Genomic DNA, 23,684 nt, shown 5'->3' with positions numbered 1-23,684 from the left:
ACCGACCGCCGAATCGGCTCCCACGGCCGCCGCACTGTCCCCGGAGTCCGCTGACGGGCCTGATCCCGCATTCGGATCCCCGTTGCCCGCCGGCACGAACCGGTTCGCGGCACCGGTGGTCCACGACCGGACACCCGATGCGGAGCGCACCCCGTGAGCGCCCCGGCCGTCCTCCTGAACGACCTCGGTCAGGTGACCGACGAAGCGGTCGCGGAGCGGGTTCCGGTCGCCGGCGCCGCCGAGTGGCGCTCGCGGGCGATTCGGGTGCTGTCGGTGCTGGTGGCGATCGGTACCTGGCAGTTCTTGACCGCCGGGCACATTCGGATGTGGGTGCGGTTCGACATGCTGCCGACGATCACCCAGATCGCGGCCGCGTTCCGGCATCAGCTCGGAACCGACACCTACTGGCTGGATCTGGGTCAGTCGCTGGTGCGGATTCTCACCGGCTTCGCGCTGGCCGCCGTGCTCGGTGTGGCAAGTGGTGTGGCGCTGGGACGTTCGCGCTGGGCCGCCGACATCCTCGGCCCGATCACCGAATTGGCGCGGCCGATTCCGGCGATCGCGATCGTGCCGGTGGCGATCCTGCTGTTCCCCTCCGACGAGTCCGGGATCGTGTTCATCACGTTCCTCGCGGCCTACTTCCCGATCATGGTCAGCACCCGGCACGCGGTGCGGGCGCTGCCCACGCTGTGGGAGGACTCGGTGCGCACGCTCGGCGGCAACCGCTGGGACGTGCTGGTGCGAGTGGTGTTGCCCGGCAGCCTGCCCGGCGTATTCGGTGGCCTGTCGGTCGGAATCGGCGTGGCCTGGATCTGCGTGGTATCCGCCGAGATGATCTCCGGCCGGCTCGGTGTCGGTTACCGGACCTGGCAGGCGTACACGATCGTCGACTACCCCGACGTCTTCGTCGGCATCATCACCATCGGCCTGCTGGGCTACGGCACTTCGGCCGCGGTCGAATTCGTGGGACGGCGGGTCACCCGCTGGCTGCCCCGGGCCCAGGAGGCACCGAAATGACCACTGCCGAAACGACTTCGACCGCCCTGAGCCTGCGGCTGGACCGGGTCGAGCTGGCCTACGCGGGCCGGCCCGTGGTGCGGAACCTGTCGCTGACCATCGATCCGGGCGAGATCCTCGTGCTGGCCGGGCCTTCCGGCTGCGGCAAGTCGACGGTGCTGCGGGCGCTCGCCGGGCTGCTGGCGCCGGTGGCGGGCCGCGTCCTGGCCGACGACACCACGGTGACCGGGCCGTCCCGGGACCGGGCCATGGTCTTCCAGGACAACGCGCTGCTGCCGTGGCGCGATGTCCGGTCCAATATCGAACTGGCCCTGAAGCTTCGCGGCGAGCCTCGGGCAGGCCGGCGCGAGCGAGCCGACCGCTGGATCGCGGAGGTCGGGCTCACCGGCTTCGGCGACTATCTGCCCAAGAGCCTCTCGGGCGGTATGCGCCAGCGGGTGCAGCTGGCCCGCGGCCTGGCCGGCGCGCCCCGGGCGGTGCTGATGGACGAACCCTTCGGCGCCCTGGACACCCAGACCCGGGCCACCATGCAGCGGCTGCTCGTCGACACCTGGCAGGCGCACCCGGCCACCGTCGTCTTCGTCACCCACGACGTGGACGAGGCGCTGACGCTCGGCGACCGAGTCGCGGTTCTGGGCCGCAACGGTTCCGGGCTGCGTGCCCTGCTGACGGTCCCGGACCCGCGCGACGGAACGGTCGACCGGTCGGCCCTGCGGGCGGAGCTCCTCGCCGCGCTCCATCACCAGAACAGCTAGCGCTGCAACGAAATCACCTGTGCTGACGGGTGTTCCGCGGAACACCGTCCGAGTGCACCGGAAGGTACGCAACCTCATGAACATTCCCGACCTGTCCGAGGCCGTGCGCCTCGACTGCGATGTGCTGGTCATCGGCGGCGGCACGGCCGGCACCATGGCCGCGCTCACCGCCGCCGAACAGGGCGCGAACGTGCTGCTGCTGGAGAAGGCCCACGTGCGGCACTCCGGTGCCCTGGCCATGGGTATGGACGGTGTCAACAATGCCGTGATCCCCGGCAAGGCCGAACCCGAGGACTACGTCGCCGAGATCACCCGCGCCAACGACGGCATCGTCGACCAGCGCACCGTGTATCAAACGGCGACACGCGGTTTCGCGATGGTGCAGCGCCTGGAGCGCTACGGCGTGAAGTTCGAGAAGGACGCCTACGGCGAGTATGCGGTCCGGCGGGTGCACCGGTCCGGTTCCTACGTGCTGCCGATGCCGGAGGGTAAGGACGTCAAGAAGGCGCTCTACCGGGTGCTGCGGCAGCGGTCGATGCGGGAGCGGATCCGGATCGAGAACCGGCTGATGCCGGTGCGGGTGCTGACCGCGGACGGGCGGGCCGTGGGCGCGGCCGCATTGCACACGCGCACCGGTGAATTCGTGGCCGTGGGTGCCAAGGCGGTCATCTTGGCCACGGGTCCGTGCGGTCGGCTCGGGCTGCCCGCGTCCGGGTATCTCTACGGCACCTACGAGAACCCGACGAACGCCGGCGACGGCTACGCGATGGCGTATCACGCGGGTGCGGAACTGTCGGGGATCGAATGCTTCCAGATCAATCCGCTGATCAAGGACTACAACGGCCCGGCCTGCGCCTACGTGGCCAATCCGTTCGGCGGCTATCAGGTGAACGCGGCCGGTGAGCGGTTCGTCGACTCCGACTACTGGTCCGGTCAGATGATGTCGGAGGTGAAGCGGGAGATCGAATCCGCGCGGGGCCCGATCTATCTCAAGGTCTCGCACCTGCCGAACGAGACGCTCGACGAGCTCGAGGGCATCCTGCACACCACCGAGCGGCCGACCCGCGGTACCTTCCACGCCAATCGCGGCCACGACTACCGCACCCACGACATCGAGATGCACATCTCCGAAATCGGCTTGTGCAGCGGTCATTCCGCCTCCGGTGTCTGGGTCGACGAGAACGCGCGCACCACGGTGCCCGGCCTGTACGCCGCCGGTGATCTGGCCTGCGTGCCGCACAACTACATGATCGGCGCCTTCGTCTACGGGGATCTGGCCGGCGCGCACGCCGCCGGCACCGTCGCCGATGTGGCCGCACCGCAGGAACTTCCGGTCGACCAGCTCGCGGCGGCGCACGAGTTGATCTACCGCCCGGCCCGGCAGCCCGACGGCCCGCCGCAGCCGCAGGTCGAATACAAACTGCGTCGCTTCGTCAACGACTATGTGGCGCCGCCGAAGACGGCCACCAAGCTGTCGCTGGCGGTCGAGACCTTCGACCGGATGCGTACCGAGATCGACGGCATGGGTGCCACGACACCGCACGAGCTGATGCGTTGCGCCGAGGTGAGTTTCATCCGGGACTGCGCGGAGATGGCGGCCCGTTCCTCGCTGACCCGCACCGAATCCCGGTGGGGACTTTATCACGAGCGCGCCGACCTGCCCGAACGCGACGACACCGGCTGGCGCTACCACCTGAATCTGCGCAAGGCGGACGACGGTTCGATGGAGTTCCTGAAGCGGCCCGTCGCACCGTATTTCGTGCCGGTCCCCGAGTTCGAGTCGATCCCGTCGTCCGGTGCGCCGGAGCCGGTGAGCCAGCCGGAACCGGTCACCGGACCGCACGGCGGACACGCCTCGGGCACCCCGATCGCGCGGGTCACGGCCACCGTCAGCGTGGACGAGGCCGCGGTGCCGCAGTTGTCCGCGCTGCTGGCCCTGGACGCACCCGAGATCGCCGATCTGGCACCGTATCTGGCCGATCCGGATCCCCGCGTCCGCGCCACCGCGCTGGCGACGCTCACCGAGCACACCCCCGACGGGTTCGCCGCCGCGTTGATCCACGCGCTGGGTGATCCCGACACCACGGTACGGGCGGGCGCCGTCGCCGGGCTACGTGAGCTCGTCGAAATCCTGCCTGCCGCAGCAGGTCTCGCCGCGCATGCCGACTCGCCCGATCCGGTCGTACGCGCCGCGGTGATCGACCTGCTGCGTGCGCTGCGCGCCGGGTCGCCCACGCTCTACACCGCTGCCGCGGCCGATCCCGATCACCGGGTGCGGATCGAGGGCGTGCGCGCCCTGGTCTCGGTCGACGACTGGGCCGCGATCACCACCGCGGCGGCCGACCCCAGCCGGGAGGTCCGGATCGCGGCCGCGAAGGGCCTGGCCACGGTCGGCCGGGGCGGTGTCGACACGGTCCGCGCCCTCACCGCCGACCGCGATCCCCTGGTCCGCGCAGCCGCTTTCGCGGCTCTGGGCCGCCTCGGTGACCCGGACGATGCCGCCGCCCTCACCACGGCACTGCGGGATTCGGCCTGGCAGGTCCGCGTCGGCGCCGTCCAGGGCTGGGCCGGACCCGGCCCCGGCACCGCCACCCGGCCGCTGCGGGAAGCGCTCGGTGACCCCCACCCCGACGTCCGCAAGGCGGCGGTACTCACCCTCGGCGCCTGGCCGGGCGACCTCGACGCTCAAGACGCATTGCGCAGCGCGCTGGACGATTCCGACGCGGACGTCCGCGCATATGCGCGAAAGGCCCTGGTGTAGCACGGTCAATGGGCCATGGGCGCGCAGGCATAGATCTCGATGATGTCGCCCGGCTGGCTCGGTAGCTGTTTGCAGTGCTGTTCGATCCAGCGGACGCGTGCGTCGTCGGAGGGGTTGAGCAGGGCGAAGCCGATCTGATGTTGCGAGACCAGGGTTTCGATGTCCGCGATGGTCAATACCGGTGCAGTGCCGGTGAATCCACCGATGGTGGCGATCTCGGCGCCGGTCACGTAGATGAACGGTGCGCCGATGATGGAGGTGTAGGTGACCGCGGGATAGCGGGCCGTCGGGTACGCCCGCTGCGCGGAGCCGATCAATCTCGGCGCGCCCGCGATGGCGTTCATGGTGATCCGTTGCGTCACATCGCTGACCGCGGTGGACTCGTACGGGGTATCGAGGGCACCGTAGCCCGCGTGTACCACCTCTGCCGAGGCGACGGCCGGTGCGGCGAGAACCGCCACCAGGAGCAGGACGGCAGCTCCGGCGGCGCGCCACAGCAGGGCCGCGGCGGAGAGCGCTAGGACGAGGGCCAGCACGATCCAGCGCACGTCGTGCGTGGCGGGCGCGAGCACCCACCACCCGTAGAGGCCGGTGGCCGCCACCACGAGCGGGAGGATTCGGCGCACACTGTTCGACTGTGCCGCAACGTATTCCGTTCCCGCCCAGCCCAGGAGTACCGCGACGGGCACAGCCAGGGTCGCCAGGTAGTACGGATTCACCGTACCCACCGCGAGGAACACCACCAGGTAGGTCAGCAGCCAGCCGCCCCAGATGATCAGCGCGGCAGTAATTTTCGGCGTGCGCCGACCACGGTGGGTCCACACCAGCCCGGCCAGGGCGACCAGCGCCAACGGCACCAGCACCCCGATCGAGCGGCCGGCGGCTCCGGTGAAGACGTGCGCCCAGTGATCGCCGGGCCCGAACACCATGGCGCTGCGCAGATTCCGGCCGTCGGGCCCGGTCGCCAGGTTCGCGGCGCCCACGCTGAAGCCGGAGTCGGTGCGGTCGGCGGCGTTGTAGACGAACACCTGATGGAACAGCGAGTCGTCGGGGCTGCCGTCGACGTAGGGCCGGTGCGCGCGGCCGATCAGGCTGACCACGCTCATCCAGGCGAGACCGACCACCAGCGCGATCGCTGCGAAGATCGCCAGATCCCGCACCCGGCGCCACCACGGCACCGTCCCGGCGACGAGACACGCCAGCGCGAACGCCGGCACCACCACCCATGCCTGGATCATTTTGGCCTGGAAGGCCAGCCCCAACAGCAGTCCCGCCCACCACAATTGCCGCGGCCGCGACTCGGCGACGGCGACCAGCACCCGGTCGGCCGCCGCGACCAGCAGCAGGATCATCAGGGTGTCCGGCAGGTTTCCCCGGTCGAGGGCGGTGACCGCGGGCGTGCAGGCCAGCACCACGGCGGCGATGAGCCCGGCGACCGGTCCGGCGATCCGGCGCACGGCGGCGAACAGCAGGAAGACCGTCGCTACGCCCTCCACGACCTGCGGCAGCATGAGCGCCCAGAGGTGCGGTCCGAACATCTTCACCGACAGGGCTTGGATCCAGACCGCCCCGGGCAGCTTGTCGATGCTGACCGTGCCCGCCGGATCGAACGCGGCGTAGCAGAAGTTGTGCCAGTTCAGCGCCATCGACCGCGCGGCCGCGGCATAGAACAGGTGCGGACTGCGGTGCGCGATGCCCCACGAATAGGACACGGCCGCAAGGGCGGCCACCGCGATCAGGGCGGGAAGCACCCACACCGGCTGGCCCTCGGGTGCGCGCAGTGCGGCGCGCCGTCCTCGGCGGGGAGACTCGTCGGAAGATACGGCGAGCGTGCGCTCTGTCATCGGCCTGCGATCCGTTCCTGTGGGCGATCCGTCGCTTACGGTGACCACCCACCAATATCCGAACCCCGGCCGCGCCGGTCAAGGTAATTCGGTTGGGCAGCAATCCGATTCCGCTTCCCGCCGGTCACCAACTCGTGCGAGCGCGCATACCCGCGATGCCGATGCCCACGTCGGCGAGGATCTCGAATATCGCCGCGAACCAAGAGAATCCGTTCACGTGCGCCGACGGCGGCGCCGCGATGAAGCTGTCGCTGAGCGGCCCGAACCAGCTCGGCAGCAGGTGGACGACGGTGAATCCGACGGCGCTCGCGAAGCCGACCACCATGGCGGCGAGCGGCGCGCGGCGGTGGTGGGTGAACACGAGCCCGATGGTCACGAGGGCCAGGAGCTGTTGGATCGTGCCGAGCGCCATGACGAGCATCGAGAGGGTGCTCATGCCGCGCCGGAGGTGGTCGGCGCCGTGCACGACGAGTGCGACGGTGAAGACGACGGTGGTCCAGCGCAGTGCGGTGTCGGGGGCCATTGACAGCCGCCGGTCGGTCGAGTCGATCATGAGTCCTCCTCGTGGCGCCCACTCTCTACTACAGAGGATAGTAGGTCGCGCCCGGACCCGACAGGGGTTTCGCACACCGACCAGGTTCGGTGATTCCGCACCTCACCGCCGGGGACCCGGCGCCCGCGAGCCACCGAGCCCACCCCGCGAGCGGGTAGCGGACGCAGCCGACTCCCGGGCTCGCCGATACCGACCCGAATCACTCTGCGCCGAGACATATTTGGCAGGTAGCGAGCTTTTCGGGCCGCGATGCCATACTGTGAACATCAGTGTTCCCAACAATGTCGATACCAGGAGAATCTCCGATGAAGAGCCTGACCGGCCGGAAATGCGTGATCACCGGCGCCGCGAGCGGCATCGGCCGGGCGACCGCACTCGCCGCGGGCCGCAGCGGTGCCAGGCTGTTGCTCACCGACATCAACGCCGACGGCCTGGCGGAAACCGTCGCGCTGGCCACCGAGCAGGGCTCCGAGGTACTCGACGCCCGCCCGATGGACCTGTCCGACCACGCGGCCGTCTCCACCTGGGCCGACGCCGTCCACGCCGAGCACGGCTCGGTGGACGTGGTCATGAACATCGCCGGCATCTCGGCCTGGGGCACGGTGGAGAACCTGCAGCACCGGCACTGGAAAGCCATGATCGACGTCAACCTGATGGGCCCGATCAACGTCATCGAGAACTTCCTGCCGGAGATGGTCCGAGCCGGCCGCGGCGGCCAGCTGGTCAACGTCTCCTCCGCCGCCGGCCTGCTGGCCCTGCCCTGGCACGCCGCGTACAGCGCCAGCAAGTTCGGCCTGCGCGGACTGTCGGAGGTGCTGCGGTTCGACCTGGCCCGGCACAAGATCGGGGTCAGCCTGGTCGTGCCCGGCGCGGTCCGCACCCCGCTGATGAACACCGTGGAGATCGTCGGCCTCGACCGCGAGGACCCGGCCGTACAGAAGCTGACCGACCGCTTCGGCCGGCACGCGGTCAGCCCCGAACACGTCGCCAAGTGCATCCTCGCCGGCATCCGGCACAACCGCTTCGTGGTGTACACCTCGCCGGACATCCGCGTGGGCTACTTCTTCGCCCGGGTCTTCCCCTGGCCGTACGAGTTCACCATGCGCCAGGCGAACAACCTGTTCTCCCGCCTGCTGGAGCGCCAGCAGGCGAAGTCCGCGAGCCTCGCGGCCTGAAAGGCCGCGTGCCCACAGCTCAGCTGTCGGTAGGACTCGTCGCCCGCAACGAGCGAAACCGGCTGCCGTGAAAGACCAGCGGCTCGACATCCGCACCGGTACCCACCCGCTGCACGCGCAGGATCACCACCGCGTGGTCACCGGCCGGCACCTCGGTCTCGATCGTCGCCTCGATCCACGCCGCCGCGCCCGCCACGAACACCGCCGGCCCGGCCCGATGCAGGTCCAGCCCGGCGAATCGATCGCCGGTGCGGGCGCCCAGCGCCTGCGCGGCGGTCTGCTGCCCGGTGCCGAGCAGACTGAGTCCCACGCGCTCGGCCGCCGCCAGCCGCGGCCAGGTGGTCGACGAGTTCTGCACGCAGATCGACACCAGCGGCGGGTCCAGCGAAACCGGCACGAAGGTCGCTACCGCCAATCCCACCGGCACACCGTCGATTTCGGCGCACACGGCGACCACGCCGCTGGGGAAGCCGGCGAAGACGCGGCGTAGTCCGGCGCCGTCGGCCGGGATCCCGGCCAGCTCGATCTCCACGGTGGCGGACACAGTCATCACACAACCTCTTCCCGCGCCGCAAGTTTGGACGCCGGGCGCGGCAACCGTTGCACCCGGCGCTCTTCCACTACAGCACCGGTGGCGCCCGGGCGCGACGGTTGTGCTCGGCCCGATCGCAACGGCGGCGGTACCGACGGGTTTACAACCACGCCGATTTCAACCCGTGTCTTGCGGGACGGCAACGGCGAATGTGAGAGCGGCTCGGCGTCCGCTCGAGTCGCACCCTCCTGCATTACAAGGTGATCGCATTGTCTGCACTCGCCCTGCGGTCGGCTACCGTCTCGCCACCGCTCCGACTACGACTCGGGCTGCGCCTGCCGCGCGCCCCCTGGGCCCGGCTGGTCAGCCCGGTTCTGATTCTCGTTGCCTGGCAGCTGTGTTCGGTGACCGGAGTGCTGCCGGAGCGGCTGTTGCCGTCACCGTCCACCGTGGTGAGTACGGCGGGCGACCTGCTGCGGGACGGCACGTTGCAGAGCGCGCTCGAGGTGTCGTTGCAGCGGGCGGCGATCGGGTTCGCCGTCGGCGGGGCGCTGGGTATCGGCCTGGCCCTGGTCGCCGGGCTGAGCCGGGTCGGCGAGTTCCTGGTCGACCCGCCGTTGCAGATGCTGCGCACGCTGCCGTTCTACGGCCTGATCCCGTTGCTGATCCTGTGGTTCGGCATCGGTGAGCTGCCCAAGATCGTGCTGATCTCGTTCGGCGCCGCGATTCCGCTGTACCTCAATACCTTCGCGGGGATCCGCGGGGTGGACGTCAAGCTGGCGGAGGTGGCCCGGGTGCAGCAGCTGTCGCGGCTGGGCACGATCGCGCACATCGTGCTGCCGGGCGCGCTGCCGCAGGCCCTGGTCGGGTTGCGTCAGTCGCTGGGCATCGCGGTGCTGGCGCTGATCGTCGCCGAGCAGGTGAATGCCGATGCGGGACTGGGCTATCTGATCAACAACGCGCGGGAGTTCCTGCGCACCGACATCGTGGTCGTCGGCCTGCTGGTGTACAGCGCCCTGGGCCTGGTGACCGATGCGGCCGTCCGGATCGTGGAAAGGCGGGCGCTGGTATGGCGACGCAACTACTTGGGGAACTGAGCGCTCCGGCCTGCACCGAATCCCGCTCGAGCGTCGAAGAATCCGCCACCACCGAAGGCAAGGTGGTGCGAATTCGCGGTCTGAGCAAGCAGTTCGGTGACCGTCGGGTGCTGGACCGGATCGACTTCGATATCGCGCGTGGCGAATTCGTCGCACTGCTCGGACGCAGCGGCACCGGTAAATCCACCCTGCTGCGCGTGCTGGCCGGACTGGACGACGATCACGGTGGCGAGCTGACCGTATCCGGTTCCGCCGCAGTGGCTTTCCAGGAACCGCGATTGGTGCCGTGGAAGCGGGTCGCGGGCAATGTCGCACTGGGCCTGCGCGGCAAGGACGCCCGGCAGCGGGCGGCCGCCGCCCTGGCCGAGGTCGGGCTCGCGCCCCGCGCGGACGCCTGGCCGCTCACGCTGTCCGGTGGCGAGGCGCAGCGGGCGTCGCTGGCGCGGGCGCTGGTACGGCAGCCCGACCTCCTGCTGCTCGACGAGCCGTTCAGCGCACTGGACGCCCTGACCCGCATCACCGTTCACCACCTGGTCCTCGAACTGTGGGCCAAGTACCGGCCCGGCGTGCTGCTGGTGACCCACGACGTGGACGAGGCGCTGCTGCTGGCCGATCGCGCGCTGGTCCTCGACCACGGACGGGTCGTGCGGCAGGTGCGCATCGACATTCCGCGGCCCCGGCGCCGCGACCACCCGGATTTCGCGGCGCTGCGCGCCACCCTTCTGACCGAACTCGGAGTAACCGCATGAAACGCCGGCTCTTGGCAGCCCTTCTCCTCACCGCCGCCGTGACCACGGCCGCCTGCGGTACCTCGTCGAACAGCGACAAGTCGGTGCAGGCCGACGGTTCGGTGGATCTGTCGCAGGTCACGCTGAACGTGGGCGACCAGAAGGGCAGTGGCCTGCAGGCGCTGCTGGACGCGGCCGGCGAGTTGAAGACCGTTCCGTACAAGATCAGCTGGGCCCAGTTCACCTCCGGCCCGCCGATGCTCGAGGGCATCAACTCCGGCGCGGTGGACCTGGGTCAGGTCGGTAACGCGCCGCCGGTGTTCGCGGCGGCGGCCAAGTCGCAGATCAAGATCGTGGAGTCGAGCGCGGCCAAGCTCGAGGGCATCGCGATCCTGGTGCCGCCGGATTCGCCGATCAAGGCGCCCGCGGACCTGCGCGGTAAGAAGATCGCGGTCGCCAAGGGCAGCTCCTCGAACTACCACTTGCTCAACGTGCTCCAGCACAACGGGTTGTCGTTCAACGACATTCAGGCGCAGTATCTGCAGCCGGCCGACGCGCTGGCGGCCTTCAGCGGCGGCAAGGTCGATGCCTGGGCGGTCTGGGATCCCTATGTGGCTCAGGCCCAGTTGCAGCTCAATGCCCGTGTGGTGGCCGACGGCAACGGTTACGGGCCCAACGACGGCTTCTTCGTCGCCGGCTCGAAGTCGCTGCAGAACAAGGGGAAAACCGCCGCGATCCGGGATCTGCTGCAGCGGGTGCTGCGTGCGCACACCTGGGCCAACGCGCACCCGGACGACTGGGGGAAGGTGATCAACCAGCTCACCGGCCTGCCACTGGACGTCGCGCAGAAGATGTCGAACCGGCAGAACACCACCGACCACCCGCTCGACGCCGCCACCATCGCGGGCGAGCAGAACGTGGCCGACGCCTTCGCCGGAGCCAATCTGATTCCCGGCAAGGTCACGATGACCGACTTCATCGACACCCGCTTCAACGACCTGTTCCCCGCGTCCTGAGGATTCGCATCGCTATGAGTCTGAATTTCCATTGGTTCCTGCCCACCTACGGCGACTCGCGCAATCTGGTGGCGGGTGGCCACGGGACGAACATGTCCGGCGATCGCCCGGCCTCACTGCGCTACCTCAACCAGATCGCCGGTGCCGCGGAGGAGAACGGCTTCGAGGGTGTGCTCACCCCGACCGGCGCGTGGTGCGAGGACGCGTGGCTGACCACCGCCATGCTGGTGGAGACCACCGAGAAGCTGAAGTTCCTGGTGGCGCTGCGTCCCGGCCTGGTCAGCCCGTATCTGGCCGCGCAGATGGCGAGCACCTTCCAGCGGCACTCCCGCGGCCGGTTGCTGCTCAACGTGGTCACCGGCGGTGAGCCGCAGGAGCAGCGCGCCTACGGTGACTTCCTGACCAAGGACGAGCGCTACCAGCGCACCGGCGAGTTCCTGCACATCGTGCGGAAGCTGTGGAACACCTACGAGCCCTTCGATTTCGCCGGTGAACATCTGCGGGTCGAGAACGCGGTCCTCACCAACCGGCCCGATCCGGTCCCGCCGGTGTTCTTCGGCGGTTCGTCCGCGGCGGCGGGCCCGGTGGCCGCCGAGTACGCCGACACCTACCTGACCTGGGGTGAACCGCAGGCGCGGGTGAGCGAGAAGCTGGACTGGATCCGCCGGCTCGCGGTGGACCGGGGCCGGATCCTCAACTACGGCTTGCGGATTCACGTCATCAGCCGCGACACGGCGGAGCAGGCGTGGGCCGAGGCCGACCGGCTGCTGTCCGCCGTCGACCCGGCCGACGTGGAGCGTGTCCAGGAAAGCCTGCGCCGCAGCGAATCCGAGGGCCAGCGCCGCATGCTGGAGCTGCACGGCGGCAACACCGACCGGCTCGAGATCGCGCCCAACCTGTGGGCCGGCGTGGGCCTGGTCCGCGGCGGCGCCGGGACCGCGCTGGTCGGTTCGCACGCGGAGGTCGCCGACCGGATCGCCGAATACGCGCGACTGGGGATCAGCCAGTTCATCCTGTCCGGCTATCCCCATGTGGAAGAGGCGTATTGGTTCGGCGAGGGTGTGCTGCCGATCCTGCGGCGCCGGGGACTGTGGCAGCCGGCCGCGGAGCGGACCGTCTCCGCGAGCACGCCGTTCACGACCCCGCTGCGGGCCGCCGCCTCCAGCTGAATCCGGCCCGGCCGCCTCAACCGGCCGGGACCACACGACATCGGCTGTCGCCCCGACCTCCGGGGGCGGCAGCCGATCTCGTTCGACCGCGCCGAGATCGGGTTTCCGCAGCTCATGTCGCCGAGTCGAAATGTTATCGAAAGTATGTTCGACTCGAGGTAGGGTGACGTCATGTCACCCGCCGAACGACGTATCCGTTTCGCACAGCAGTGGCTCGAGCAGGTCCGCGATCATCTCGCCGATGCCGGCGCCCAGGGCTCGCCGCTGTCCCCTGAGCAGCTGAACATCCTGTCCGGCAAGGTCGCCGGCGGCCTGGAGATCTTCGTCGCCGAAACCCGGGCCGTCAGCCACTGACCCGCCGCAGCCGTACCGCCTCCTCCCCGATATCACGTAGGGCAAGAGGCACCCGAGACCCGGCAGCGGCCGAGCAGCGAGCTGAATCAGCTGGCCCTACTTGGCTTTTGCCGCGGCCTTCATCTGCTTCTTGAACGCGCGGACCTCGAGCAGGGTTTCACCGTCGACGATGTCGGCGGCCGAGCGGCGGGAGTCCTTCTCGGCGTACGCGCCGGCCGCCTGCTCCCAGCCCGCCGGTCGGACGCCGAGCTGTTTCCCCAACAGCGCCAAGAAGATCCGGGCCTTCTGGTCGCCGTAGCCCGGGAGGGCCTTGAGGCGCTTCAGGACTTCCTTGCCGTCCGGGTCGCCCTGGATCCAGATGTTCTCGGTCTTGCCGTCGTAGTGCTCGATCACGTAGTGGGCGAGCTCCTGGGCGCGGCGGGCCATGGAGCGGCCGTAGCGGTGGATGGCGGGCGGGGTCGCCGCGAGTTCCTCGAACTCGGCCGGGTCGGCGTCGGCGATCTTGTGGATATCGAACCCGTCCATCCGGTCGGCGAGCTTCTGCGGGCCCCGGAAGGCGTGCTCGAGCGGAAACTGCTGGTCGAGCATCATGCCCACCAGCAGGGCGAACGGGTCCTTGGACAGCAGTTCGTCAGCCTGCGGTTCCTGCGCCAGGCACAGCGTGGGTGCGACCATGCCTCGATCATCCCACCCGGCCCGCCGGTGATCACCTCACCCAGGCTCGCCGTACTCGAGTGACGCAGATCACACCCTAACGCGCGGGTAGGCAACCCTTACGCGTAGGGTGAGCCCGTGCCACCGGCACCGCGCACGACCTGCGCCGCCGGCAGCAGCACCAGGCAATCCGGACAGAACGGCAGATCGCATGGAGCGCATCCTCGACACCACCCACGGCCTTCGCCCCTCCCGCTTCGACAGCGAGGGCCACGACCAACTCATCGACGTCGCGGACCTGCAGGCCGCGTTACCCGGCATCCGCCGGCTGCGGCACTGGGCCCACGAGGTCCTGGCCGCCCTGCCCGGCGAGAGCGCGGTCGACATCGGCTGCGGCACCGGCTCGGAAGTGATCACCTTCGCCAACGCGGTCGGCCCCACCGGCACCGCCGCCGGTGTCGAACCCGACCCGGAACTGCTGGCCGTCGCCGAACGCCGCGCGACCCAGCTCGGGATTCCGGCTCGGTTCGTCGGCGGCGACGCCTACAACGTGCCCTTCGGCGCGGAAACCTTCGACGTCGCCCTGTGCGAGCGGGTGTTCCAGCACCTCACCATGCCGGCGCGCGCGGCCGCCGAGATCGAGCGGGTGCTCAAGCCGGGTGGCCGCACCGTGGTGATGGACGCCGACTGGGGTACCGCGATCGTGCACCCCGGCGACCGCGACGTGACCCGCAAGGTCATCGACACGCTGATCTCCACCACCACCGACCCGTATTCCGGGCGGCGACTGCCCGGCCTGCTGACCCGGGCGGGCCTGGAGATCGACGAGGTGGGCTCGCACGCGCTGGTGCAGAGCCGCAGCGTCGGCCCGGGTGCGCTGGTCGGCCGGGTCGCCGACATGGCGGTGGCCCGCGGTTCGATCAGCGACGCGCAGCGGGTGGAACTGCTGGCCGATCTGGAGGCCGCCGCGCGCACCGGCGACGTCCACATCTCGGTCACCATGTTCGCCGTGTACGCGCACAAACCGGCCCGGTAGCGGTGCGACCGCCGGGCACGCCACGGACGGCGTGCCCGGCGGTTCGGCCTACTTGTCGAGCAGGTGTTCGCTGGCCGCCAGCAGCACGCAGGTGGCGAGGCCGTTCATGGCCACTTCCAGCTCGGACAGCGGCGGGAAGCTCGGCGCGATGCGAATGTTCTTGTCCTCCACGTCCTTCCCGTACGGGAAGGTGGAGCCGGCCGGGGTGAGGGCGATGCCCGCGTCCTTGGCGAGGGCGATCACGCGCTTGGCCGTCCCCTCGGGCACGTCCAGGCTGATGAAGTAGCCGCCCTTGGGCTCGGTCCAGGACGCGACCTTCGACGGTCCGAGCCGCTCCTCCAGGATCCGCAGCACCAGAGCGAATTTCGGCTCCAGGATGGCGCGGTGGCGCTGCATGTGGGCGCGCACACCGGCGGCGTCCTTGAAGAAGCGGACGTGCCGCAGCTGGTTGATCTTGTCCGGGCCGATGCTCTTCTTCGAGACGTGCCGGGTGTACCACTGCAGGTTCGCGGTCGAGGCACCGAAGAACGCGACCCCCGCACCGGCGTAGGTGATCTTCGAGGTGGAGGCGAAGACGAAGGGGCGGTTGGGGTTTCCGGCCGCGGCCGCCAGGCCGAGCACGTCGACGATCGGTGCCGCCAGATCGGTGAGCGGGTGCACCGCGTACGCGTTGTCCCAGAACAGCCGGAAGTCCGGCGCCGCAGTGGGCATCGAAACCAGTTCGCGCACAACCTCTTCGGAGAAGACCACCCCGGTGGGGTTGGAGTAGTTCGGCACCGCCCACAGGCCCTTGATCGCCGGGTCGGCCGCCACCAGCGCCGCGATCGCGTGCGCATCCGGGCCGTCGTGCTCCATCGGCACCGGGATCATCTCGACGCCCAGCGCCTCGGTGATCGCGAAGTGCCGGTCGTAACCCGGCACCGGGCACAGGAACTTGACCTGCTGACCGGCCCAGGGGGCGGCGGAGTCCGCGGTGCCGTACAGCATCGCGAACACCAGCATGTCGTGCATCATCTCCAGGCTGGAGTTGTTGCCCGCGAACAGGTTCTCCACCGGAATGCCCAGCAGCTCACCGAAGATCGCGCGCAGCTCCGGAAGACCTTGCAGGCCACCGTAGTTGCGGCAGTCGGTGCCGGACGCGTCGCGATAGTCGCCCTCACCCGGCAGCACCAGTAGGTCCGCGGACAGATCGAGTTGTTCGGGCGAAGGTTTACCGCGGGTCAGATCCAGCGTCAGCTTCTCGGTCTTGAGCTTGGCGTAGTCGGCCTTCTGTGTCTCGTATTCCGACACGAGTTCCGCGTGGCTCATCAAACCGATCTGCGTTTGCCGGGGCATTCTTTGCGCCTTTCCAAGCAGCGATGTCTCAGGATGGACAAGTGTGGTGTCCAGCCGATCAGCGTACTCGGCGCGGACCACGCGCTGTCAGGGAGTTTCCCGTATTCGGACCGGCGACCGGGACGGCATCCGCCGCGGCGAGCCCCCGGAAATGAAAGGGGACCCCGCGCACCCGGCAGAGCCCGTTGACCCTTGCTGCCTTCCGGCCCTGGGGGAGTTCACAGGATACGCGCCGCGCGGGATCCGTCGGCCAGTGTAGCCGGTATCGGGCCGGTCCTCACAACCAGTGTCCCGACCAGCGGCGCGGCGCTCCCCATAACAGGTGGGACGGGCGGTGCCGAAGTCGATACCATCGCAGCGCGAAACCTTTCGAGGGGGATTCCGCGCCACCGCGCATTCCGAGTGCCGGACAGCGCATACCGAAGGAACTGACAGTGACTGGCAACAACCCGCCGCAGGACGGCAACCCGAACGAGACCGTGCAGTGGTGGGCCACACCCGCCGCGCAACCGGACGGCGCACCGCTGACCGGTGTCGATCCGACCATGATCGCGGGCGCCGGCACCCCCGGCTTCCAACAGGCGCCGCCGCCGGCGCCGCCCGCCTACCCGCAGCAGCCCAGCCAGCCCGCGTATCCGGTACAGCCCAGCCAGCCCGCCTACCCGGTGCAGTCGCAGCCGGCCGGCTACACCCCGCAGGGCGGCTACCCGCAGCAGCCCGGTTACCCGCAGCAGCCGCCGGCCTATCCGCCGCAGCAGCCGGGCTACCCGCAGCAGGCCGGGTATCCGGCCTACCCGCCGCAGAAGAAGAGTTCGAAGGGCTGGATCATCGGCATCGTCGCCGTGATCGTGGTGGTGGCCGTCGTCGGCGGCGTGGCGACCCTGGTGTTGAAGACCAAGCACGCCGTCACCGCCAAGCTGGACGGCAAGTACACGATGTCGAAGGTCACCGACGGGTGTGCGGTCGTCGACCCGTCGGCACTGCAGAAGTGGGCCTCCACCCCGGACGGTTCCCCCACGCACACCGAGCAGAAGCCCGGCGACTACATCGGCGGCTCGGCCACCTGCGAGATGCGCTTCACCAAGCCGGCGGGCAAGTACCAGACCGACTCCGCCTCGCTGAACATGGAGCTCAACTTCGACACCATCGGCACGGCGTCCTACGACATCTGGAAGAAGGTCGACCTGGGCATGACCGGTTCGGGCTACAGCTCGGGCGACCTGTCCGGGGTCGGCTCGGAAGGGTACTGGCAGGTCCGGGAGGACACCTCCTCGGACTCCTCCTACGTCGACTACACCTGCGCGACCAAGGACAGCAACGTCTCGGTGCAGATCCACCTCAACCTGGACCTGTCCAAGGGCTACTCCCGTGACGACACCCAGAACGTGTGCAAATCCGAGCTCACCCACGTCCTGACCAGCATCAAGAAGTGAGCTCACGCCCCGGTTTGGTCTTACCGGGGGGTCACCCGGTATATTCCTGAGCGGAGGATTCGCCTAGTGGCCTATGGCGCTCGCCTGGAACGCGGGTTGGGTTAACGCCCTCAGGGGTTCAAATCCCCTATCCTCCGCCATATACGGCCTGGTCCGGGACGGTCTCCGTCTCCGACCAGGCCGTATCTGTTCGTGGCGCGCGCCGGTGCGGTGCTCCGCGATGCCGCGTCGTGGCCGCAGCCGGCGGCCGGGCTCGGGATCGAACCGTAGTACCGCTCAGCAACCCTTGACCGCCGGCACTTCGGCGGTCAGGTTCCAGGCGATCAATCCACCGGTCCACGCCTGATCGGCACGCAGCCGCGCGTGGGCGACGCCGGTGGCAGCCGGACGGATCCAGGCGGGTCCGTCCGAGCCGTAGTCGACCGACCAGCCTGCTTGCTGCAGTGACGAACCGACCGAGCCGACGATCCGGTCCGTGCTGCCGACCACGGCGAATTCGACCTGCGCCCGGATCGGCTGCCAGCCGTTGTGGCCCGGGCGGTTCGGGCAGAAATCCCATTCCAGCCGGTCGGTGGTGCGCAGCGTGACCGTGGCCTCGGCCGGGTAGGCGTAGAACACCGCCGACACCACTGCGGTCAGTTTGCCGCCCGGGTCGGGGTCGCCGTGCAACCAGATCTGGTCGTCGAAGGTCTTCGAGTCGACCGAGCAGGCCGAGCACAGCACCGCGAGAACCGCGGCCGCCAGCAACACCCGGACCGTGAACATGTCTCGATGGTGCCACATGTGACGAACACCGTTCGTGTCCCGAAAATCTTGCCCGGCAACCGGTTCGGGAACACCGTCGGCAAACGGTTCCGGCGCCCGGCGCGGCGCGGCCGATCCGCGTGCCGCACGTCACATCGACTGCCCGTCACAGGATCCGCGCCTGCCGCATCCCATGGGTGTACCGATCCGGACAGTGCAGGGAGGCAGTCATGAAGGTCGTTGTGGTGGGTGCGGGCTACGCTGGGACGATGGCGGCGAACAAGGTCGCCGCGAAGGTGCGGGGGGCGCAGGTCACGATGGTCAATCCACGAGCCGAATTCGTCGAGCGGGTGCGGCTGCACCAGCAGGTCGCCGGTACCTGCCACGCGGCCACGCCGCTGGCGGAGATGGTCGGCGACCGGGTCACGACGCTGGTCGGCAGTGTGGACGAGATCGGTGACGGCACGGTCACCATGTCCGACGGTACCGGGCTGGAATTCGATTACCTGTTCGTCGCGGTCGGCAGCACCGTCGACCCGCTGCCCGGCACCGTCGCCGTCGGCACCTGGGAGGGCGCGCAGGACGCACGCGAGCAGCTCGAGCGACTGGCGGCCGGTGCGGTCGTCACGGTGGTCGGCGGCGGGCTGACCGGCTTGGAGACCGCGGCCGAGATCGCCGAGGCCCGAACCGATCTCACGATCCGGCTGGTGAGTTCTACAGTCGGGGAGAGCCTTTCCGAGGGCGGGCGGCAGCGGGCGCGCAGCGGACTGGCGCGGCTCGGTGTCGAGATCGTGAGCGATACGGTCACCGCCGCGGCGGACGGCGAGGTGATCCTGCGGTCGGGAACCCGGCTCCCGTCGGACCTCACCCTGTGGGCGGTCATGGGCACGATCCCGGATCTGGTTGCCCGCAGCGGTCTTCCGGTCGACGACGCAGGCCGCGCCCTGGTCGACGAATATCTGCGCAGTGTGAACGACGAACGGATCTTCGTGGTGGGCGACTGTGCCGCCGTTCCCGGCGCGCGGGCCGCGTGTGCCACCGCGGTGCCGCAGGGCACGCACGCCGCGAACACGCTGGCCCGAATCAGCCGGAACCGCAAGCCCGCACCGTATTCCATGGGTTATGTCGGGCAGGCGGTCAGCCTCGGCCGTCGCGACTCGGTGATCCAGGTGACCCGCCGCGACGACTCCCCGCGGCGCGCCTACCTGTCGGGCCGGACCGGCGCGGCACTCAAGGAGGCGATCGTGCGCGGCGCCAAAGCCGCGCCCCGGACCGGTATCTACGCCTGGATGCCCGGTAAGAAGTGACCGATCGCGAAGACCTCTTCACCGGTCACCGGCCCCTGCTGTTCTCGATCGCCTACGAGATCCTCGGGTCGGTGACCGATGCGGAGGACGTGCTGAGCGACAGCTACCTGCGCTGGCGCACAGTCGATCTCGACACGGTGGACAATCCGCGGGCCTACCTGGCGCGAATCGTCACCCGGCAGGCGCTGCAGTTGCTGCGCTCGGCCACCCGCCGCCGCGAGGAGTACGTGGGCCCGTGGCTGCCCGAGCCGCTGGCCACCGACGCCGGGCCGGACGGAATCGATCACGTCCTCACCGGGGAGGCCGTCACCACCGCGATGCTGCTGGTGCTGGAGACCCTCACTCCGGCGCAGCGCGCGGTCTTCGTGCTGCGCGAGGTCTTCGACTTCGGCTACGACGAGATCGCGGCAGCGGTGGGTAAGACCGAAGCGGCTGTGCGGCAACTGAATCAGCGCGCCCGGACCCAGGTTCACGCCCAACGGCACACCGCGATCGCCACGCCCGAACAGGCCCAGGAGGTCGCGACCCGGTTCATGATGGCGGCGGCGACCGGCGACGTGCAGTCCCTGATGGACGTCCTGGCCCCGGACGTGGTGTTCATCGGCGATGGCGGCGGCTTCGTCACCGCGACGATGCGTCCGGTGCACGGCCCGGACAAGGTGGCGCGCACGGTGATCGGCCTGATTCGCAAGGCCGTGGCGCTGGGCGGCCTCGACGGCCGGGTCGGCGTCTACAACGGCATGCCGGCGACGGTCGCGGTGGTCGCCGGCAAGCTGGATCAGGTCACGTCCATCGAGGTCCGCGACGGACTGGTCACCGCCGTGTACACAGTCCGCAACCCGGCGAAGCTGACCACGATCAAGCCGTAGGTCCGGGCTGCCGCTCGTCCCGCAGCGCGGCCATCGAGGGCGCGCTACGGACCGAGCGCCAGCAGCACCTCGTCGAGCGCCGAGTCGATGCGGCGAACGTATCCGTCGATATCGGGGACCACGTCCGGATCGGCGTGCACGGACACGGTCACCGTGTCTCCGAGGCCGTGGATCCCGTGCGTGAGGTGCATGACCGCGCCGACGGCCGGGAACCCGCCGGTGAACCGGACCCGGCCGCCGGCGCAGGTCAGGTCCGCCGGGCCGCGCTGCACGCTGGAGACAACGGTGTTACCCGCCAGCAACTCCGGCACCCGGTCCAGCGGCTGCGCCGCGACGTCCCGGCGCAGGATCGGCGCGGGCAGCACGGCGGTCACGCGGCCCTGCGCGTCCTGAAGCAGGTGGGTGGCGCGCCGCCGCCGATCGGCCAGGGTGGTGGCGATGAGCGCGGCCCGGCGCCGCAGATCCGATTCGGCAGTGTGTAATTCGACGCTGAGGTCACGATAGTTGTTGCGGACGTGGCTGTTTCCTGGTGGCACTGCCATCGAGACCTGGGCGGCAAGGACTTCGGCGGGTGCGCCGAGAAGGTCGGTCAGCGCCACCGAGATGGCCGTCAGCACGACCACCGTCACCGTGTGGCCCGGTATCCGCAGATCGCGGCGCACGGTCAGCTGTACCGCGTGCCGGACCGGTACCGGCGGCCGGTTGAGCACGGTCGCAGGCACACCGGGAGGCGGCGGTGGCAGCTCGCCCGCGGCGGTCAACGCCAGCAGGGCCCGCCGCGCCCGCTCGGCACCGAGGCCCCGGCGCACCGTGCGGAGCAGCTGCACCGGGAAACTCGCTGCTGCAAGAACTTCCGCAGTCCGTCGACCGCTGCAGACTACTCGCAATCGTTCCAGAGCCGAGGAGCGAACCGCCCACCCGGATCCCGCGCGACCACCCACATCAGCCTCGCGCCCGGACCGGGCATCATCACGCACGGCGCTCCCGGACCCGCGCGCCGCAGCCGACCGACGCCCACGAGCCGACGGGAGGTCGCCCACCGGAATCGGCCCTGTCACCGGTGCTTCGCGGCCGAACAGTGCCCGCGCCACTCCGGCAGCCCGCCGCCCATCTACCAACGCGTGCGAAATCTGCAGTACTGCAACGAGAGCCGCGCTCATACCACCGGGCGCGCCCGCAATCCCGCGGAACAGGTGCAGCCGCCACGGATCCACCTCGGGGTCGACCGCCGTCCCCAGCAGTTCACCCATGGCCGCAACCACATTCGCCCAAGTCGGCTCCGCGAGCGGCACCTCCGCCACCTCCGACCCGTCCACTATCCGCGCGACCAGCCCCGGGTACGCGATCCGCCGTGGCTGAATTCGCAGGCACAGATCCGGAATTCGCTGTGCCCGGTCGATCAGTTCTGCCCGGACCGCGGCATCGTCCGCCCCGGTGTCGTCGAAGCAGTAGAGCAGGAACAGGTCGGTGCACCCGCGCCGGCCGAGCCAGTAGCGGGTGGCATCCTGCGGCGCCAGGGAACTCACGCGTCGACGATAACGGTCGCGGGCCGCGAACCCCTCGATTGCCGACGGCTATAGTGCTACCGTCTGTAGTAGAAGTTCATCGGTTCTTCCCTACAGGGGTGACTGCCATGGCAGTTCAGGGCAGCGTCGGACGAATCCTGGCCGCACAGGCGGACGGAGCGGATGCACGATATCGCGCGGCACCGTTCCTGAAACGCTCGATCAACAAGGTCTTTCCGACCCACTGGTCGTTCCTGCTCGGGGAGATCGCGCTCTACAGCTTCATTGTCCTGCTGCTGTCGGGTGTGTATCTGACGCTGTTCTTCGATCCGTCGATGACCGAAGTCGTTTATCAGGGCACCTATCAACCGCTGCGCGGCGTGACCATGTCCCGCGCCTACGAATCGGCGCTCGACATCTCCTTCGACGTGCGGGGCGGTCTCTTCATCCGGCAGGTACATCATTGGGCCGCATTACTTTTCACCGCTTCGATGATCCTGCACCTGTGCCGCGTGTTCTTCACCGGCGCGTTCCGGCGGCCACGCGAAGCCAACTGGGTCATCGGTGCGATCCTGCTGATAATTTCCATGTTCGAAGGGTTCTTCGGCTATTCGCTTCCCGATGATCTGTTGTCCGGCACCGGATTACGTGCCGCCTTCTCCGGAATCATGTTGGGCACGCCGGTGATCGGAAGCTGGCTGCATTGGCTGATCTTCGGGGGCGACTTCCCGGGGACGATCATCATTCCCCGGCTGTACATCGCTCACGTGTTGCTGTTTCCCGGAATCATGCTGGCCTTGATCGCCGCACACGTCGCACTGGTCTGGTATCAGAAGCACACCCAGTTCCCCGGACCGGCACGCACGGAACGAAATGTGCTGGGCGCACGCATCGTTCCGGTGTTCGCACTCGACCAGGGCGCGTTCTTCATGATCACGCTCGCCGTACTCGCCCTGATGGGCGGGGTGTTGCAGATCAATCCGATCTGGAATCTGGGTCCCTACAACCCGTCTCAGGTGTCGGCGGGTACGCAGCCGGACTTCTATCTGATGTGGACGGACGGGTTCCTGCGCCTGTTCCCGGCATGGGAGATCTATCCGTTCGGGCATACCGTGCCGGGCGCCTTCGCGGTGGCGATCATGATGCCGCTGATCTTCACGCTGCTGCTCGGATATCCGTGGATCGAGAAGCGGCTGACCGGCGACCGGGCCCAGCACAATCTGTTGCAGCGGCCGCGAGACGTCCCGGTGCGCACCGCGATCGGCGCGATGTCGCTCTCCTTCTACACGGTGCTGACCCTGGCCTGCGTCAACGACATCCTCGCGCTCACCTTCGACATCTCACTGAACGCCACCACCTGGATCTTCCGGATCGCGCTGCTGATCGTGCCACCGCTGGCCTATTTCGCGGCCTACCGAATGTGCCTGGGCCTGCAGCGAAGCGACCGAGCGGTGCTCGAGCACGGGATCGAGACCGGCGTCATCCGGCGGCTGCCGCACGGCGAGTACATCGAGCTGCACCAGCCGCTGGGTGGGGTCGACGCGCACGGTCACCCGATCCCGCTGAAGTATCAGGGTGCTCCGGTCCCCAAGCGCGGCAACCGGATCGGGCTGGCGGGCCGGGCCGCGTCGGGCAGCTTCTTCTTCGCCGATCCGCCCGCGGAGATCGAGCTGGCGCGCACCACCGCGCACGCGGCCGAACAGCGGCAGCTGACCGCGCTGCGCCGGCATCAGGAGGAGGCATCCCGATGACACGGCAAAGGCCCCGAGTCTGCGCGACCCGGGGCCCTGTTTTCCGTTC

21 protein-coding genes, 1 tRNA gene and 1 other RNA gene are annotated in these 23,684 nt (G+C 69.2%); 15 read left to right on the top strand and 8 right to left on the bottom strand.

Annotated features, from left to right (window positions below; all coding sequences use genetic code 11):
• The first annotated feature begins 192 nt into the window (after positions 1-192).
• The 3 genes from EBN03_RS07875 to EBN03_RS07865 all read left to right on the top strand — a co-directional run bounded on the left by EBN03_RS07875 (position 193) and on the right by EBN03_RS07865 (position 4,533).
• The gene (locus EBN03_RS07875; RefSeq protein ID WP_233608254.1) at positions 193-1,017 is read left to right on the top strand and encodes an ABC transporter permease; all 825 of its coding nucleotides are present in this window, start codon (positions 193-195) and stop codon (positions 1,015-1,017) included.
• Positions 1,014-1,772, top strand: a complete 759-nt coding sequence (locus tag EBN03_RS07870) for an ABC transporter ATP-binding protein (RefSeq protein WP_122187225.1) — start codon at positions 1,014-1,016, stop codon at positions 1,770-1,772. Before EBN03_RS07875 ends, EBN03_RS07870 begins: the two co-directional genes overlap by 4 nt.
• Before the next feature lie 76 nt (positions 1,773-1,848).
• Positions 1,849-4,533 (top strand): fumarate reductase/succinate dehydrogenase flavoprotein subunit, encoded by a 2,685-nt coding sequence (locus EBN03_RS07865; RefSeq protein WP_122187382.1) that lies wholly within the window; start codon positions 1,849-1,851, stop codon positions 4,531-4,533.
• Positions 4,534-4,538: 5 nt separating this feature from the next.
• Here EBN03_RS07865 and EBN03_RS07860 read toward each other — a convergent pair whose 3' ends face one another.
• Positions 4,539-6,377, bottom strand: coding sequence for an ArnT family glycosyltransferase (locus tag EBN03_RS07860; protein WP_122187224.1), 1,839 nt, complete (start codon positions 6,375-6,377; stop codon positions 4,539-4,541).
• Positions 6,378-6,501: 124 nt separating this feature from the next.
• Entirely contained in the window at positions 6,502-6,930 is a 429-nt protein-coding gene (locus EBN03_RS07855) for a hypothetical protein (protein ID WP_233608232.1), read from the bottom strand.
• A 305-nt stretch (positions 6,931-7,235) separates the two neighbouring features.
• Here EBN03_RS07855 and EBN03_RS07850 point away from each other — a divergent pair, with 305 nt between their 5' ends.
• Positions 7,236-8,105 carry an SDR family oxidoreductase gene (locus EBN03_RS07850; protein WP_122187223.1) on the top strand — a complete coding sequence of 290 codons (870 nt, stop codon included), beginning with the start codon at positions 7,236-7,238 and terminating at the stop codon, positions 8,103-8,105.
• 19 nt (positions 8,106-8,124) lie between these two features.
• Here EBN03_RS07850 and EBN03_RS07845 read toward each other — a convergent pair whose 3' ends face one another.
• Positions 8,125-8,655 carry a flavin reductase family protein gene (locus EBN03_RS07845; protein ID WP_122187222.1) on the bottom strand — a complete coding sequence of 177 codons (531 nt, stop codon included), beginning with the start codon at positions 8,653-8,655 and terminating at the stop codon, positions 8,125-8,127.
• A 311-nt stretch (positions 8,656-8,966) separates the two neighbouring features.
• Between EBN03_RS07845 and EBN03_RS07840 the strand changes: the two genes are divergently transcribed.
• From EBN03_RS07840 to EBN03_RS07820, 5 genes are all read left to right on the top strand, one after another.
• The gene (locus EBN03_RS07840; RefSeq protein WP_456093809.1) at positions 8,967-9,734 is read left to right on the top strand and encodes an ABC transporter permease; all 768 of its coding nucleotides are present in this window, start codon (positions 8,967-8,969) and stop codon (positions 9,732-9,734) included.
• Positions 9,707-10,483, top strand: coding sequence for an ABC transporter ATP-binding protein (locus tag EBN03_RS07835; RefSeq protein ID WP_122187221.1), 777 nt, complete (start codon positions 9,707-9,709; stop codon positions 10,481-10,483). Before EBN03_RS07840 ends, EBN03_RS07835 begins: the two co-directional genes overlap by 28 nt.
• Positions 10,480-11,478: an ABC transporter substrate-binding protein gene (locus tag EBN03_RS07830; RefSeq protein WP_122187220.1), complete on the top strand. Its 999-nt coding sequence runs from the start codon at positions 10,480-10,482 to the stop codon at positions 11,476-11,478. Before EBN03_RS07835 ends, EBN03_RS07830 begins: the two co-directional genes overlap by 4 nt.
• A gap of 14 nt (positions 11,479-11,492) precedes the next feature.
• Complete coding sequence (locus EBN03_RS07825) at positions 11,493-12,647, top strand: LLM class flavin-dependent oxidoreductase (protein ID WP_122187219.1); 1,155 nt, start codon at positions 11,493-11,495, stop codon at positions 12,645-12,647.
• Between the two features lie 171 nt (positions 12,648-12,818).
• Complete coding sequence (locus EBN03_RS07820) at positions 12,819-13,001, top strand: DUF6374 family protein (protein WP_122187218.1); 183 nt, start codon at positions 12,819-12,821, stop codon at positions 12,999-13,001.
• A 96-nt stretch (positions 13,002-13,097) separates the two neighbouring features.
• Here the strand turns inward: EBN03_RS07820 and EBN03_RS07815 are convergent, their stop codons facing one another.
• The gene (locus EBN03_RS07815) at positions 13,098-13,676 is read right to left on the bottom strand and encodes an HhH-GPD-type base excision DNA repair protein (RefSeq protein WP_122187217.1); all 579 of its coding nucleotides are present in this window, start codon (positions 13,674-13,676) and stop codon (positions 13,098-13,100) included.
• Positions 13,677-13,866: 190 nt separating this feature from the next.
• On the opposite strand from EBN03_RS07815, the gene EBN03_RS07810 reads away from it, so the two are divergent.
• Positions 13,867-14,691 (top strand): methyltransferase domain-containing protein, encoded by an 825-nt coding sequence (locus EBN03_RS07810; RefSeq protein ID WP_122187216.1) that lies wholly within the window; start codon positions 13,867-13,869, stop codon positions 14,689-14,691.
• 48 nt (positions 14,692-14,739) lie between these two features.
• On the opposite strand, the gene EBN03_RS07805 is transcribed toward EBN03_RS07810, so the two are convergent.
• On the bottom strand, positions 14,740-16,026 hold the full coding sequence (locus tag EBN03_RS07805; protein ID WP_122187215.1) for an aminotransferase class I/II-fold pyridoxal phosphate-dependent enzyme: 1,287 nt from the start codon (positions 16,024-16,026) through the stop codon (positions 14,740-14,742).
• Positions 16,027-16,179: 153 nt separating this feature from the next.
• An RNA gene (ffs, locus tag EBN03_RS07800) (signal recognition particle sRNA small type) lies at positions 16,180-16,274 on the bottom strand.
• A gap of 186 nt (positions 16,275-16,460) precedes the next feature.
• Here ffs and EBN03_RS34490 point away from each other — a divergent pair.
• Together EBN03_RS34490 and EBN03_RS07790 are read left to right on the top strand one after the other, a co-directional pair.
• A complete protein-coding gene (locus EBN03_RS34490) occupies positions 16,461-17,459 on the top strand; it encodes a hypothetical protein (protein ID WP_199742657.1) in 999 nt (332 codons plus the stop codon).
• Positions 17,460-17,511: 52 nt separating this feature from the next.
• A tRNA-Ser gene (locus EBN03_RS07790) sits at positions 17,512-17,599 on the top strand.
• 136 nt (positions 17,600-17,735) lie between these two features.
• On the opposite strand, the gene EBN03_RS07785 is transcribed toward EBN03_RS07790, so the two are convergent.
• Positions 17,736-18,224 carry a hypothetical protein gene (locus EBN03_RS07785; protein ID WP_122187214.1) on the bottom strand — a complete coding sequence of 163 codons (489 nt, stop codon included), beginning with the start codon at positions 18,222-18,224 and terminating at the stop codon, positions 17,736-17,738.
• A 209-nt stretch (positions 18,225-18,433) separates the two neighbouring features.
• Between EBN03_RS07785 and EBN03_RS07780 the strand changes: the two genes are divergently transcribed.
• Positions 18,434-19,510 carry an NAD(P)/FAD-dependent oxidoreductase gene (locus EBN03_RS07780; RefSeq protein WP_122187213.1) on the top strand — a complete coding sequence of 359 codons (1,077 nt, stop codon included), beginning with the start codon at positions 18,434-18,436 and terminating at the stop codon, positions 19,508-19,510.
• Complete coding sequence (locus tag EBN03_RS07775; RefSeq protein ID WP_122187212.1) at positions 19,507-20,379, top strand: RNA polymerase sigma-70 factor; 873 nt, start codon at positions 19,507-19,509, stop codon at positions 20,377-20,379. Before EBN03_RS07780 ends, EBN03_RS07775 begins: the two co-directional genes overlap by 4 nt.
• Positions 20,380-20,423: 44 nt before the next feature.
• On the opposite strand, the gene EBN03_RS07770 is transcribed toward EBN03_RS07775, so the two are convergent.
• Complete coding sequence (locus EBN03_RS07770) at positions 20,424-21,905, bottom strand: WS/DGAT domain-containing protein (RefSeq protein ID WP_122187211.1); 1,482 nt, start codon at positions 21,903-21,905, stop codon at positions 20,424-20,426.
• 107 nt (positions 21,906-22,012) lie between these two features.
• Between EBN03_RS07770 and qcrB the strand changes: the two genes are divergently transcribed.
• Complete coding sequence (qcrB, locus tag EBN03_RS07765; RefSeq protein ID WP_122187210.1) at positions 22,013-23,635, top strand: cytochrome bc1 complex cytochrome b subunit; 1,623 nt, start codon at positions 22,013-22,015, stop codon at positions 23,633-23,635.
• The last annotated feature ends 49 nt before the right edge of the window (positions 23,636-23,684 follow it).

Origin of the sequence: Nocardia stercoris (assembly GCF_003696265.1) — a bacterium.
Taxonomy (GTDB): Bacteria; Actinomycetota; Actinomycetes; order Mycobacteriales; family Mycobacteriaceae; genus Nocardia; species Nocardia stercoris.
The sequence above is the reverse complement of the archived record's forward strand: the minus strand, read 5'-3'. Positions and strand labels throughout refer to the sequence as shown.